The sequence below is a fragment of the Kitasatospora sp. NPDC053057 genome (assembly GCF_044546945.1).
GTDB lineage: Bacteria > Actinomycetota > Actinomycetes > Streptomycetales > Streptomycetaceae > Kitasatospora.
In genome coordinates, this window is sequence record NZ_JBITZP010000064.1 from 18512 (window position 1) to 31765 (window position 13254).

The 13254-nt window shown below is 71.2% G+C and carries 11 protein-coding genes; 4 read left to right on the plus strand and 7 right to left on the minus strand.

Features of this window, described 5'->3' with window-relative positions:
• Positions 1-142 precede the first annotated feature (142 nt).
• Positions 143-2551 carry a phosphoketolase gene (locus ACIG5E_RS36755; RefSeq protein ID WP_396541191.1) on the plus strand — a complete coding sequence of 803 codons (2409 nt, stop codon included), beginning with the start codon at positions 143-145 and terminating at the stop codon, positions 2549-2551.
• An 11-nt stretch (positions 2552-2562) separates the two neighbouring features.
• Here the strand turns inward: ACIG5E_RS36755 and ACIG5E_RS36760 are convergent, their stop codons facing one another.
• On the minus strand, positions 2563-2829 hold the full coding sequence (locus tag ACIG5E_RS36760) for a hypothetical protein (RefSeq protein ID WP_396541193.1): 267 nt from the start codon (positions 2827-2829) through the stop codon (positions 2563-2565).
• A gap of 171 nt (positions 2830-3000) precedes the next feature.
• On the opposite strand from ACIG5E_RS36760, the gene ACIG5E_RS36765 reads away from it, so the two are divergent.
• Positions 3001-4269: an APC family permease gene (locus tag ACIG5E_RS36765; RefSeq protein WP_396541195.1), complete on the plus strand. Its 1269-nt coding sequence runs from the start codon at positions 3001-3003 to the stop codon at positions 4267-4269.
• Between the two features lie 7 nt (positions 4270-4276).
• Here ACIG5E_RS36765 and ACIG5E_RS36770 read toward each other — a convergent pair whose 3' ends face one another.
• The 6 genes from ACIG5E_RS36770 to ACIG5E_RS36795 form a co-directional block, all read right to left on the minus strand.
• Positions 4277-5293, minus strand: a complete 1017-nt coding sequence (locus ACIG5E_RS36770; protein ID WP_396541197.1) for an Acg family FMN-binding oxidoreductase — start codon at positions 5291-5293, stop codon at positions 4277-4279.
• Between the two features lie 110 nt (positions 5294-5403).
• Positions 5404-5934 carry a flavodoxin family protein gene (locus ACIG5E_RS36775; RefSeq protein WP_396541199.1) on the minus strand — a complete coding sequence of 177 codons (531 nt, stop codon included), beginning with the start codon at positions 5932-5934 and terminating at the stop codon, positions 5404-5406.
• A 157-nt stretch (positions 5935-6091) separates the two neighbouring features.
• Positions 6092-7096, minus strand: a complete 1005-nt coding sequence (locus tag ACIG5E_RS36780) for a 2-hydroxyacid dehydrogenase (protein WP_396541201.1) — start codon at positions 7094-7096, stop codon at positions 6092-6094.
• Positions 7097-7261: 165 nt separating this feature from the next.
• Entirely contained in the window at positions 7262-7972 is a 711-nt protein-coding gene (locus tag ACIG5E_RS36785; protein WP_396541203.1) for a CBS domain-containing protein, read from the minus strand.
• Positions 7973-7977: 5 nt separating this feature from the next.
• Positions 7978-8676 (minus strand): OsmC family protein, encoded by a 699-nt coding sequence (locus tag ACIG5E_RS36790; protein WP_396541205.1) that lies wholly within the window; start codon positions 8674-8676, stop codon positions 7978-7980.
• A 119-nt stretch (positions 8677-8795) separates the two neighbouring features.
• Complete coding sequence (locus ACIG5E_RS36795; RefSeq protein ID WP_396541207.1) at positions 8796-9497, minus strand: CBS domain-containing protein; 702 nt, start codon at positions 9495-9497, stop codon at positions 8796-8798.
• A gap of 209 nt (positions 9498-9706) precedes the next feature.
• On the opposite strand from ACIG5E_RS36795, the gene ACIG5E_RS36800 reads away from it, so the two are divergent.
• On the plus strand, positions 9707-10396 hold the full coding sequence (locus tag ACIG5E_RS36800; protein WP_396541209.1) for a helix-turn-helix domain-containing protein: 690 nt from the start codon (positions 9707-9709) through the stop codon (positions 10394-10396).
• A 290-nt stretch (positions 10397-10686) separates the two neighbouring features.
• Positions 10687-13104: a glycoside hydrolase family 65 protein gene (locus ACIG5E_RS36805; protein WP_396541211.1), complete on the plus strand. Its 2418-nt coding sequence runs from the start codon at positions 10687-10689 to the stop codon at positions 13102-13104.
• Positions 13105-13254: the final 150 nt, after the last annotated feature.

Here is a 13254-nt window from a genome sequence, read left to right on the forward strand (position 1 = left end):
TATCGGCCCTGCGCCGCCTGGGCGAACCCGACAGCGGCGCATCGCGGGGAACCACCTCGGGCGGCAACGCCGGGTGGAGAGTTGACCCCAGAACTCCGAGTCTTCAAGAGAAAGGGCCCGTATGCGCGAGGAGCAGCCCGGCATGTCGAGTTCGCTCGGTACGTCCAGCCTGCACGCCGTGCCGAGCGCGTCCACGGCCCTCGGGGCGGAGGAGTTGGCGGGGTTGGACGCCCACTGGCGGGCGGCGAACTACCTGGCCGCCGGGCAGATCTACCTGCTCGCGAATCCGCTGCTGACAGAGCCGCTACGCCCCGAGCACGTCAAGCCGCGGCTGCTCGGCCACTGGGGTACCTCGCCGGGGCTGAACCTGGTCCACACCCACCTCAATCGGGTGATCAAGGCCCGCGGCCTGGACGCGATCTGCGTCTGGGGCCCCGGCCACGGCGGACCTGCCGTGGTCGCGAACTCCTGGCTGGACGGCACCTACACCGAGACGTACCCAGACATCACCCGCGACGCCGCCGGCATGGCCCACCTGTTCCGGCAGTTCTCGTTCCCCGGCGGCATCCCCAGCCATGTCGCGCCCGAGACCCCCGGCTCGATCCACGAGGGCGGCGAACTGGGCTACTCCCTCTCCCACGCCTACGGCGCCGCCCTCGACAACCCCGGCCTGCTGGTCGCTTGCGTGATCGGAGACGGCGAGGCCGAGACCGGCCCGCTGGCCGCCTCCTGGCACAGCAACAAGTTCCTCGACCCCGTGCACGACGGCGCCGTGCTGCCGATCCTGCACCTCAACGGCTACAAGATCGCCAACCCCGCCGTCCTCGCCCGTCTGCCCGAACCGGAGCTCGACGACCTCCTACGTGGCTGCGGCCACCACCCCATCCACGTCACCGGTGACCATCCCATGACGGTGCATCGGGCGATGGCGGCTGCGATGGACGAGGCCCTGGACCAGATCGCGCTCCTGCAGCGCACCGCCCGAACCGAGGGCGTCACCGAACGCCCGCGCTGGCCGGTGATCGTCCTGCGCACGCCCAAGGGCTGGACCGGACCCGCCCAGGTCGACGGCCTGCCGGTGGAGGGCACCTGGCGCGCCCACCAGGTCCCGCTGGACGCCGTGCGCACCAACCCCGAACACCTGCGCCAGCTGGAGCAATGGCTGCGCTCCTACCGCCCCGAGGAACTCTTCGACGAGCACGGAAGCCCACGCGAACCGGTCCTGGCCTGCGTCCCCGACGGCGCGCGGCGCCTGGGCGCCAACCCGCACACCAACGGCGGACTGCTGCTGCACGACCTGCCGATCCCACCGCTGGAGCACTACGCCGTCCCAGTCGAGAAGCCCGGCGCCGGCCCGCACGAGCCCACCCGCGTCCTCGGCGACCTGCTGGCACAGGTCATGACCGACACCTCCGAGCGCCGCGACTTCCGCCTCGTCGGACCCGACGAGACCGCCTCCAACCGCCTCCAAGCCGTCTACCGCGCCACCGGCAAGGCATGGCAGGCCGAGGTCCTCGACACCGACGAACACCTGGAGCGCGGCGGCCGGGTGATGGAGATCCTGTCCGAACACACCTGCCAGGGCTGGCTGGAGGGCTACCTGCTGACCGGCCGTCACGGCCTGTTCTCCTGCTACGAGGCGTTCGTCCACATCGTCGACTCCATGGCCAACCAGCACATCAAATGGCTGCGCACCTCCCGCCGACTGCCCTGGCGACTCCCCATCGCCTCCCTCAACTACCTGCTCACCTCGCACGTCTGGCGCCAGGACCACAACGGCTTCTCCCACCAGGACCCCGGCTTCGTCGACCACGTCCTCAACAAGAGCCCCGAGGTCGTCCGCGTCTACCTGCCCCCGGACACCAACACTCTGCTGGCCGTCGCCGACCACGTGCTGCGCAGCCGCGACTACGTCAACGTCGTCGTCGCCGGCAAGCAGCCCTGCTTCGACTGGCTCGACCTCGACGCCGCCCGTGCCCACTGTGCCCGCGGCGCCGGCATCTGGGACTGGGCCGGCACGGACGACGGCAGCCGCGAACCCGACGTCGTTCTCGCCTGCGCCGGCGACGTCCCCACCCTGGAGGTGCTGGCCGCCACCGACCTGCTGCGCCGTCACCTGCCCGACCTCGCGGTACGGGTGGTCAACGTCGTCGACCTCGCGCGCCTCCTGCCCCAGGAGGAGCATCCGCACGGCATGCCCGACCGCGAGTACGACGCCCTGTTCACCCGCGACCGCCCGGTCATCTTCGCCTACCACGGCTACCCGTGGCTGATCCACCGCCTCACCTACCGGCGCGCCAACCACCCCCACCTGCATGTGCGCGGCTACAAGGAGGAGGGCACCACCACGACCCCCTTCGACATGGTGGTGCGCAACGACCTCGACCGCTATCAGCTCGTCATGGACGTCATCGACCGCGTCCCGGGCCTGGCCGTTCGCGCCGCGCAGGTGCGACAGCAGATGGCAGACGTCCGGTTCCGCCACCACGGCTGGATCCGCGAGCACGGCACCGACCTGCCCGAGGTCGCCGACTGGACCTGGAACAGGTGACGCACAGTCGGTCAGGGGCGAGCGTGCCGGGCTCTCGGCCAGCGCCAGCACGTCGCGACCGGGCGGCGGCCGGTCAGCGGTCCGGGCGCACCGAATCCCAGACGCATCACGGTCTGGACATGGCCGGGGCCCGTCGTCGGATCGCGCAGCCCCCACCGGGTGTCCGGCCACTCCACCGCCTGCTGGAGCAGGCCGGCCCGCAGTCCGTGCACCGTCGCCAGCAGCCAGACGCGCTCCGGCGCCTGGCCCGCACGCAACCGGCCCACCAGTAGCAGCACGTGGCGCCAGCCGACCGGGAACGGGTGCGCTCGTGGGGCCCCGGAACTCTTCACGGCCTGCGCCGGCCCGCCCCTGAGCTCGGTGACTCGTCGTCGCGGTCGTATATCGTGCCCGGGGTTCGGAGATCACCAGTGGCTGCCCGACTGTGCGGCCGGGGCGAGGAGCGAGTAGTGAGTGCGTCGCCGACGGCACCTGTGGGCAGCGGGGAGTTGAAGCGGCACCTCGGCGTGTTCGACGCCGTGGTGATCGGCCTCGGGTCGATGATCGGGGCGGGGATCTTCGCGGCCCTGGCTCCAGCGGCCAACGCGGCCGGATCGGGGCTGCTGCTGGGACTGGCGCTGGCCGCGGTGGTGGCGTACTGCAACGCGACGTCCTCGGCGCGGTTGGCCGCCCGCTACCCGCAGTCCGGCGGCACCTACGTCTACGGCCGGGAGCGGCTGGGGGGCTTCTGGGGCTACCTGGCCGGCTGGAGCTTCGTGGTCGGCAAGACCGCCTCGTGCGCGGCCATGGCGCTGACGGTGGGATCCTACGTGTGGCCCGGCCAGGCGCACGCAGTGGCCGTCGCCGCCGTGGTGGCGCTGACCGCGGTGAACTACGCCGGCGTGCAGAAGTCCGCCTGGCTGACGCGAGTGATCGTCGCCGTGGTCCTGGCGGTACTGGCCGCCGTGGTGACCGCCTGCCTGACCGGCGGCACCGCCGAGGGCGCCCGGCTGGACATCGGCGCGGATGCCGGTTTCGGCGGGGTGCTGCAGGCGGCCGGGTTGCTGTTCTTCGCCTTCGCCGGATACGCGCGGATCGCCACCCTGGGCGAGGAGGTCCACGACCCGAAACGCACCATCCCGCGCGCGATCCCACTCGCCCTGGGCATCACCCTGCTCGTGTATGCCGCCGTCGCGCTCGCGGTCACGGCCGTGCTCGGCCCGGACCGCCTGGCCCATGCCTCGGCGCCGCTGTCCGATGCCGTGCGCGCCGCCGGAGTCCCGGGCCTGGTCCCCGTCGTGCGGGTGGGCGCGGCCGTCGCGGCGCTGGGCTCGTTGCTCGCGCTGATCCTCGGTGTCTCGCGCACCACGCTGGCCATGGCCCGCGACCGCCACCTGCCTCACGCGCTGGCCGCTGTCCACCCGCGTTTCCGGGTTCCGCACCGCGCTGAACTCGCGGTCTGCGCGGTGGTCGCCGTCCTGGCCGCCACCGCCGATGTGCGCGGGACGATCGGTTTCTCCTCCTTCGGTGTGCTGGCTTACTACGCCATCGCCAACGCCTCCGCCTGGACTTTGACTCCTGCCGAAGGACGTCCCGCGCGGATCGTGCCGATCCTCGGCACGGTCGGCTGCCTGGTCCTGGCCTTCGCCCTGCCTTTGGCCTCGGTACTGTCCGGTGCGGCGGTGATCGCGCTCGGTGCCGCCGCTTACGGCCTGCGCAAGGCCCTCTCTCAGATCTGATGGGCCGTCAGCCATGTTCCGTCGTACGGAGATGCGCCGACTCGTCGACCAGCTCCAGCACGTCCGCCACCGGGCGGCGGCCGGTCAGCGGTCCGGGCGGCCCGAATCCCAGTCGCATCACGGTCTGGACATGACCGGGGCCGGCCGTCGGATCGCGCAGCCCCCACCGGGTGTCCGGCCACTCCACCGCCTGCTGGAGCAGCCCGGCCCGCAGTCCGTGCACCGTCGCCAGCAGCCAGACGCGCTCCACCGCCTGGCCCACACGCAACCAGTCCGCCGGTTCGTCCCCATGCGTGGTCAAGGTGGCCAGCTGCGGCAGCGGCTCGAAACGCTCGGACCGTACGCCGGGCGCGGGCGGGGTGCCGGTGAAGCTGCGCATCGGCACATGCGCCTCGCGATCCGGAGGCCCCAGCGCATCCGCGGGAATCCCGTCGGGTGCCTTTTCCCGGCCGCGCAGCCATCGCTGCGTCTCCGCCCGGCGCGCCGGGTCGTCGTTGATACGTTCCTCGGCCTCCGCTGTCAGGTCCATCACCCGACGCACGTCGGCCTCCTCAAGGGGACAGAAGTCCGCACCCTCGGCCCGAGCTGCCTCGATCAGTTCACCGAGCACGGCCTCGGGGACATCGCGGTTGGCGAACGGCTGGCGGCTGGAGTGGCGCTGCCAGATCGCGGGGTAGAGGTCCGGCCCATGGGGCTCAGCCCCCGGTGCGCGGGCCAACAGGTCGATCTCGGCGAGCAGGAACGGCTTCGCGGCATCGGGTAGAAGTCGTACGGACGGTTCCCAGCCGAGACGCTCGGCTGCGACCCGGATGTTGAACAGCGCGGCGCCCACCGAGATGTGCAATGCCCTGCCGTCCGGGTCTCCTGCGGGCAGGGCGCGCCGAGTGTCGGCATACACCTGGAGCCTCTGCGCGCCGGAAAGCGCGCGGAAGGTCCATGGCTGGGTGTTGTGGAACGACGGCGCGGCCTGCCCTGCGGTTGCCAGGTCCTGCCACTGCGGCGGGTCCAGGGACGGATCGGTCATGGCCCAATTCCTCCTCACCCCTCTGCCAGGATGGAACCCGAAGCGTCTCCGTGACCAGGGGCCGAACGTCCCGCCCCAGGGCGCCGCCCGGCCCCGTGTCCTGCCGGGTGTCAGACCAGAGCGCTTCCCCATGCCCTGGCCCTGCTGCGCTCGCCCTCCCTCAGCGGGCCTTCGGCGTCCTCGACGATGAAGCCTTCGGGCTCCGCCGCGAGCGTGTAGCCGTGGTGGCGGAGTCTGCGGGCGATCGCCGGGGCCGCGCCACCGCTCATCCGCGCATCTCCCCGGGTGTCGAAGGCCGCCGCGCGGGCGCCTTGCACCGCCTTCGGCAGGGTATGGAACCAGTCGCGCACTCCGGGGCCCTCGGCGCCCTCCTCGGGCTCGTGCCCGGCCTCGGACTCGTCGACCCTCATGTCGACCTTCAGGGCCATCTTGCGACTGACGCTGCGGGACATCCCTCGCATGTGCGTCGGGCCTCCGACGAGCAGTAGGTCTGCCGCCGCCGTCGCATCGGGGCTCGCCTCGGCCACCCGCAGGCAGGCGATCTGCGCGTCAGGCCGGGCCTCCCGAAGGCCATCGCCGATCGCCTCGGCGATCTCATGGGTGTTACCGAACAGGCTCTCGTACACGATCACGATTCGCATGATGTCTCACCTCCCTGCCCACACTGGCGAATGGCACCGGGCGGCGCGAGGGCCGATCGGCCCAGCCTTCGGCCCTGCTCGGGTCCGCCTGATCGCCGTGCGGCTCAGCGGCCCTCGGTGGATTCGGCCCGGGGCATCGAGGGCCGTGGTGGTGAGGTCACGCTGGCGCTGACGGCGAGGTGAGGGTGTTGTCGCTGGTGCGGCCGGCGACGTAGTCCTCGACGTTGCGAGCGGTGGTCTCGACGATCTGGCTGACCGCGTCGTGAGTGAAGTACGCCTGGTGGGAGCTGAGAAGGACGTTGCCGAACGTCATCAGCCGCGCGAGCGTGTCGTCCGTCATCACCTCCAGGGACCTGTCGAAGAAGAAGACCCCGGCCTCTTCCTCGTAGACGTCCAGTCCCACGCCGTCCAGGCGGCCCGCCCGTAAAGTCTCCACCAGGGCATGGGCGTCGATCAGGCCGCCTCGGCCAGTGTTGATCAGGATCACGTCGTCCTTCATGCGGGCGAGCGCGGTCGCATCCACGATGTGGTGGGTGTCGGGCAGCAGCGGGAGGTGGAGGCTGATCAGGTCGGACTCGGCGAACAGCCGGTCCCGGCCCACGTACTTCATCCCCAGCGCCAGGCACTCGGGATTCTCCGCGAGGTCGCAGCCGAGCAGGCGCATGCCGAAACCGGCGGCGATCCGGGTGAACGCGGAGCCGATCCTTCCGGTGCCCAGGACGCCTGCGGTGCGGCCGTGGAAGTCGCGTCCCATCAGGCCGTTCAGGCGGAAGTCGAACTCGCGGGTGCGATGGACCGCTCGGACGACCCTGCGGTTGACGGCGAGCGCCAGCGCCCAAGCGAACTCCGCGACCGAGTAGGGGGAGTACGACGAGACCCGGGCCACGGACAGGCCCAGCGCCTCGGCTTCCGGCAGGTCGATGTTGTTGTAGCCGGTGGCGCGCTGGGCGATCATCCTCGTCCCGCCGCCCGCGAGGGCCCGCAGGACGTCGGAGTCCAGGACGTCGTTGACGCTGCTGCAGACGACCTCGTAGCCGGCGGCCGTCGGCACGGTGTCACGGTTGAGGACCAGATCCAGGCAGCGCACCGTGTGCCGTCCGTCGAACGCACGCTCCAGCAGTAGGCGCTCGTCCGCGAGTACGCCGTACGCGATGATCTCCACCGTGATGCCCTCCGTGCACTGCTGGGACTGCGCGCCTGGACTCCCATGAAAACTCCCGCCCGCCCGCCGCGCACGACAGGGCCAGTATCTTCGGCGACGGCCGGGAGTGAGGCCACTGGCGGGATGCGACGTCCCCGAGTGGGCGGTCTGTTCGGCGGCCGGGACTCAGCGGAGCAAGGTCTGTCCGGTGTTTCGCCCGGCCGCGGCGGGGCGGGCCCCGGGATGGGTGTCGTCGAAGATGTAGTCGAGGTAGCCGTCGACGGAGACCACGCCGTCGACCGAGCGGCACAGCCGTTCGAGGACCGGCACCATCGTCTTGCGGTCGACCTGGCCGCGCAGTGAGACCACACCCTGGTGCACGGTGGCTCGGACGGCGCCGGGGATCAGCCGCATGGTCTGTTCGAGCACCTCATGGTTGATCTCCTGCGCGATGGCCGAGTCCTCGCGCAGGAAGACGCTCAGCAGGTCGCAGCGGCTGACGATGCCGATCAGCTGGCCGGCCTCGTCGACCACCGGCAGGCGCTTGACCTTGTGCTGGTCCATCTCCCGGGCGGTCTCGACCAGGGTCCAGCCGGGCCGAGCGGTGCGAACCGGGGAGGTCATGATCTCGCCGGCGGTGACGGCCTCGGCCCGCGCTCGGTCACGTGGGCGCATCCACAGCGGTCCGCCATGCCCCTCGGGGTCGGGCCGCACGGCTTCCTTGCGGATCAGGTCGGCCTCGGAGACCAGGCCGACCGGGTTGTCGCGCGGATCCAGGACCGGGACGGCGGTGATGTCGTTACGGGTGAACAACTCCACGATCTCTTTGAACGTGGTGGTGGGCCGGACGGAGACGACCTCACGGGTCATCACCTCTTCGACGGTGCGGTGGTGCATGGCTTTCACACCTTCTCGGGGGTGGGCACGGGTTCTGCGCGGGTAGGGGTTCGGCTTTCGTCGAGTGCAATGGTGATCTCGGGCGGGCGTTCGAGTGTGTTGTGCACGGTGCAGTGCGTGGCTACGGCGAGCAGCGCCGTTGTTCGCTCGGGCGGCAGGTCAGCGACGGCCACGCGCAGGTTCATGGAGGCGATGCGGGCCGGTCGATCGGGCGCCATCGTGTAGTCGGCACTGACCCGCAGGCCGTCCCGGGTGAGGTCGTGCCGCTCCAGATAGCGGCCCGCGTAGTGCGCGACGCACGCGGCGAGCGACGCGACGAAGAGCTCGACCGGCGTGGGACCTGTGTCGGCGCCTCCCTCCGGCACAGGCTGGTCGACGGTCAGGACGTGGCCGCGGACGGTGATCGCGTGGGAGTCCGCCCGCACGTGGGTAACCTCGATGTGGCCGGGGCGAGCGAGTGCGTCGGTCTGCGGCTGTTCGACGGCGGCGGCCTGGCGGAGCAGGAGCCCGGCGAGGTCCCTGGCCTCACGTGGTGTCAGCGATGCCCACACCTCGCTGTGGTCGTACGGCTGGCACGCGGTGTCGAGGACGACGCGGCCCATGCCGACGGGCAGGACGCCAGGCGCGAGTCGGGACACGGCTATCGTCCGGCCGCACCGGGTGTGGATCAGGCTCTGCTCGGCGGGAAGCTTCTCGACCGACATGGGGTGCCTCCATGTTCTGCGGGCCGATGACCGCTGACGAGGCGTGGGTTTCGGATGTGCCGGATCTGGTCCGGCTCGGTGCTGGGCAACGGTAATCGCGGCTTGGGCAGGGCCGGGGGTCAGCGGTGCCCGCGGGCGCCGTACGCCTGGGGCCGTTCCAGCTCGATCTCGCTGTCGTCGACGGTGTACTCCAGCGTCTGATGCACCGCCACGACGCCGTCCACCGAACGGCAGAGGCGCTCGATGACGGGGATCAGGCTCTTGCGCTCGACCCGGCCGCTCAGGGTGACCACACCGTCGTGGACCGAGGCCCGCACCTCCTCGGGGGCGAGCCGGAGTGTCTCGCGCAGGACGTCGCGGGTGATCTCCTCGCGGATCGCCGTGTCGTGGCGCAGGAAGACCTGCAGCAGGTCACGGCGGCTGACGATGCCGACCACCCGGCCGGCCTCGTCCACCACCGGTAGGCGCTTGACCTTGTGCCGGTCCATCGCCCGAGCGGCCTCCAGGACGTTCCACTCGGGTCGGGCGGTCACGGCCGGGCTGGTCATCAGCCCGCCGGCGGTCTCGGCCTCGGCGCGAGCCTGGTCGGCCGGACGCATCCACAGCCCGGGGACGCGGCCCCCGGGATCCGGGACGCCGGCCTCCTTGCGGATCAGGTCGGCCTCAGAGACCATCCCGAGCGGCCGGCCCTGTGCGTCGACCACCGGGACGGCCGTGATGTCGTTGCGGTCGAGCAGCGCCGCGATCTCCTTGAACGGTGTGTCGGGCCTGGCCGTGACGACCTCACGAGTCATGACGGCGTCGACGCTGCGATGCTGCATGGTCCTCACTCCTCCTCGCAGGTATGGCCCGCGCTCGATGCGGCTACGTCTCACACTCTGCGCTCGCGGTGGGCGCCCGCACAGGGCCGACCGGCCCGCACCTCGGGCCCCACCGGCCCTGGTAGCAGACACGCGGACCGTGGCCTGCTGGAATCTGAAAGGGCCGGTAGCACTGGGTCCGCTGCGGCGCCCCGTGACGAAGGGAGCGGATGGCCATGTCCGAGACGACACGCCCCACCTCGGTGGGCGGACCACCGCACCACGACGCTGGTGACGTCGGCCGGCGCGTCGCCCTGCGACGCGAGCGCCTCGGTCTCACGCGCGAAGAGCTCGCGGACCGGGCTGCCATGGCTCCGACCTACCTGGAGTACGTGGAGGAGCGGCCGGCCGAGATCGGCATGGAGGGCCTGACCAGGCTGGCCGGCGTCCTGGGAACCACGGTCGCCGACCTGCTGGGAGGCGGCGTTGATCTACCGCCCGGTACCGGGCAGGCGGCGGGCCGCCCCGAACTGCTTGAGCTCGATCAGCAGGAATGCCGAGACCGGCTCTCCACCCATGGCGTGGGGCGGATCGCACTGTCGACACGTGATGGCCCGGCGGTGTTCCCGGTGAACTACTCGGTCCTCGACGGAGCCGTCGTCTACCGAACCGCCCCGCACGGCTCGCTGGCCGCCACCGCCGGAACCGAGGTCGCGTTCGAGGCCGACCACATCGACGAAGCACTCAGCCAAGGCTGGAGCGTTCTCGTCGTCGGACGCGCCCAGCGGATCACCGACCCCACCGACGTGCGGCGGCTCATCGAGTCGGCCGGCTCCGAGCCGTGGGCCGGGGGCGAGCGCGACCTGTGGATCCGCATCGAACCCGAGCGGGTGACCGGTCGGCGAATCAGCTCAGGCTGAGCGCCTGCCTTCGCCCGGCGCGGCTCATCAGCGCCACAAGCCACCGCGCGCCATTCGGTGACCGTCCGGATCCGCGCTGAAGACGTGGATCGGGGTGCGGCTCGCCGCAACCGGCGCCGCTGGTCACACTGAAACCATGACTGCGCACCGACGCGCCCAGGGAGGCCGCCGTGGATGTCCCGTCCCCGACGGATCCACCGGCCGGTGAACCGACGGCGGACGGGCAAGCTCCGCGAAGCCGCCGACAGCGCGGCGCGCACTCCGCAGACGCCGACCCGGATGCTGTGGGCGTGGTGGTCCGGAAGCCGCCCGACCCGGACGCTTGGACGCTGCGGTACGAGGGCTTCGACCCGGCCGAGGAGGGCCTTCGGGAGGCGCTGTGCGCGGTCGGCAACGGCTACCTGGTGACCCGGGGAGCCGCTCCCGAGTCCCGGGCCGACGGCCTGCACTACCCGGGCACGTACCTCGCCGGTTGCTACGACAGGGCCACCTCCACCGTCCACGGCCGCACGGTGGCGAACGAGGACCTCGTCAACTGCCCCAACTGGCTGCCGCTGACCTTCCGAGCGCAAGGCACGGACACCTGGTTCGGGGCGGACGGCCAGGGCGTCGAGATCCTCGCCCAGAGCTTGGAACTCGACCTCCGCCGCGCTGTGCTGACCCGACGCGTCCTGGCCGTGGACGCGGCGGGCCGGCGTACCCACGTGGTCCAGCGACGCCTTGCCCACATGGGCCAGCCACACCTGGCCTGCCTGGAGACCGTCCTGATCCCCGAGAACTGGTCGGGCCCGATGGAGATCCGCACGGCGATCGACGGGACGGTCACCAACACCGGAGTACCCCGCTACCAGGAACTGACCAGCCGTCACACCTCACCCGCCGGACAGGGACTGGACCCGCCCGAGGTCGTATGGCTGCAGGTGGCAGCCACCGGCTCGCCGCTACGCATCGCGCTGGCCGCCCGGACCCGGGTGCACCGGGCGGGCGCGCCGCTGCCCGCCACCCGCCGCGAGGTCCTGCGGGACGGCTGGGCCGAGCAGGTCATCACCGTCGACGCGGCCCTCGGCGAGCCGGTCATCGTCGACAAGACCGTCGCCATTTACACCTCCCGTGACGTGGCCGTCGAGGACCCGCTGCGCGCCGCCCGCCGCCTCGCCGCTCGGGCCGAGGGCTTCGAGGCGCTGCTGGCCACGCACGAGCTGCGCTGGGCAGAGCTGTGGCGCCGATGCCGCACGGAGGCGGCCTTCGAAGGCGCCGACGCGCTGCGCCTGTACCTCTTCCATGTGCTGCAGACCTTCTCCGAGCACTCCGCCGACCTGGATGTCGGTGTCCCCGCACGGGGTCTGCACGGAGAGGGCTACCGGGGCCACGTCTTCTGGGACGAGCTGTTCGTCCTGCGGCTATTCGATCTGCGCTTCCCGGAGCTGAGCCGCGCGGTCCTTCGCTACCGCTACCGGCGGCTGGACGCGGCCCGGCAGATGGCCCGCGAGGCGGGCCGCCGAGGGGCGATGTACCCGTGGCAGAGCGGCTGCGACGGCTTCGAGGAGACCCCGCAGGTCCACCTGAACCCGCTCTCCGGACGCTGGCTGCCAGACCGGAGCCACCTGCAGCGCCACGTCGGCTCCGCGGTCGCCTACAACGTGTGGCAGTACTACCAGGCGACCGGGGACTCGGAGTTCCTCGCCGCTTCCGGCGCCGAGATGCTCCTGGAGATCGCCCGCTTCTGGGCCGACACCGCCACCTACGACCCGGCCAAGCAGCGGTACGTGATCCGTGGCGTCGTCGGACCGGACGAGTACCATGACGCCTACCCCTGGGCGGCCGGACCCGGAGTGGACGACAACACCTACACGAACGTCCTGGCGTCCTGGGTTCTGGCACGCGCCCTGGAGACAGTCGACCTGCTGCCTGCCTACCGCCGCGACGAACTGCTCGAACGCCTGGGCCTGGATGTGGGTGAACGCGACCGCTGGCAGGAGGTCAGTCGCCGACTGCACGTCCCCTTCCACGACGGTGTGCTCAGCCAGTTCGACGGATACGAGAGGCTGGAGGAGCTCGACTGGGAGACCTACCGGCGCAGATACCCGAACATCCGCCGACTGGACCGCATCCTCGAAGCCGAAGGCGACAGCGTCAACCGCTACAAGGCGTCAAAACAGGCCGACGTCCTGATGCTCTACTACCTCTTCCCGGCCCGCGAGGTGCGCAACCTGCTGCGGCGCCTGAGCTATCGGGTCGGCCACGACCTGCTGAGCAAGACGGCGCACTACTACCTGCGCCGCACCGCCCACGGCTCGACCCTCAGCTCCGTCGTCCACGCCTGGGTGCTGGCCCACTCCGACCGCACGGCCTCCTGGCGGCTCTTCCGCGACGCCCTCGCCGCCGACATCCACGACATCCAGGGCGGAACCACCGCCGAGGGCATCCACCTGGGTGCCATGGCCGGCACGATCGACCTGCTCCAACGCTGCTACATCGGCCTGGAAACGCGCGCGGACGCCCTGTGGCTCGACCCGAGGCTCCCTTCTCCACTGCGCCGGCTGGAGACAGAACTGCGCTACCGCGGCCACTGGGGAGTCCAGCTCACCGTCGACCACGAACGCGCAACCGTGACACTGCGCCCAGGCCAGTCGGCCCCGATCCAGGTCGGCTACCACGGCACCCTCACCACCGTGCACCCGGGCGAGACTCGAGACTTCACCCTGTGAACCCTGACGCGGGCTCGGGGCCTGTCCAGCCAACGGTGTAACTCGTGTGATGTGAATTATCGGCGGCCGACGGAGAGTCGGCCGTCGAAGGCGATGTCGAAGGCCTGGAGTGCGGGCTTCCATCGCATGGTCCAGCGCTTGCGGCCTTGG